Annotated in this window: 2 protein-coding genes; both read right to left on the minus strand. The window is 67.5% G+C overall.

What is annotated here, in order from left to right:
* Window positions 1–211, minus strand: a 211-nt coding sequence (locus DB895_RS14155; protein WP_208012207.1) for a pilus assembly protein N-terminal domain-containing protein, incomplete at its 3' end; no start/stop codon positions are given.
* 33 nt (window positions 212–244) lie between these two features.
* On the minus strand, window positions 245–1,057 hold an 813-nt coding region (gene cpaB / locus DB895_RS14160; protein ID WP_116725996.1), incomplete at its 5' end, for a Flp pilus assembly protein CpaB.

Here is a 1,057-nt window from a genome sequence, read left to right on the forward strand (position 1 = left end):
CACCGCGGTCACCGCTGGCCTGCACATCGGCCACCTTGGGCTCGCCTACGGCAACCCGGCTGATCGCCAGTGGCAGGCGCAGTTCCTGCTGCAGGCCCTGGTCTATCTCGATGACCGAAGGGAGCTGACTGATCGCCTCGCAGCCTTTGCCCACTGCCTGGGCCTGGGGCAACAGCGCGGCCAGCAGCCCGGTACAACATGCTTGTCTCAAAAAGGAACTACGCATCGCTGCATCCTTGCCGGGTCAGGGGGTTTTATTCGTATCGTCAGCCTGTGCGCCACGGATGATGTGCATGGCGGGTGTGGGTTTGCTGGTCGCCAGGCTGGCAGCGTTGGCCACCGGCGACTGGGAGAGCTGGCTGAAGCGGTAGAGTTCGCGGTTGGCGGCCTCCACCTGCGGTTGGGCATCGGGCTCGTTCCAGTACCGCGCCAGGCGCTGCTCATCGGCACTGCGCACGGCCAGGCGCAAGGTGCCAGCCTGGGCAGCCAGCATCACACGGCTGGCCAAGGCCTCCGGCACTGCCAGCGCCACGGTGCGGGTACCTGTGCCGTTGTTCATACTGGCTTGTTCGCGCCGGGCCTTTTGCTCTTCGGCGGTCTGCGCCGGGCGGCCGTCGTTGGCCAGGCCCGTCTGGTCGCCGACACTGAGCACGCGCAAGGCCGGCAGCACCACTTGGGCGGAGGATTGCGGGTTGTTGGGCTCTTCACGCAGGAACAGCAACACGTCCACGTAGTCGCCTGGGCGCAGTTGGCCGGCGGCGCCGACCACTTCGTCCACACCGACTGCCACCGCCCGCTCGTTGGCACGGATCATCCGGGCCAGCGGCCCGCCAGCCTGGAAGCTGGACTCATCCAGCCAGGTGCCCGCTGCAAGTGTCCTGGCGCTGGTGCGCCCGATCACCTGGGCGGTTTGCTGGTAGGCCCCGGTGGGGGCAACCTGCAGGCGCTCGATCAGCACATCGTCTTCACTGACCGGCGTATTGGCGGGTAAAGCCTTGCGCAGGACGACCACGGCCGTACGCGGTGGCTCCGGTGGAGTGATGGGGGGTGGGGCAAC

It is taken from the genome of Flavobacterium psychrotolerans, assembly GCF_003097635.1.
Classification (GTDB): Bacteria; Bacteroidota; Bacteroidia; order Flavobacteriales; family Flavobacteriaceae; genus Flavobacterium; species Flavobacterium psychrotolerans.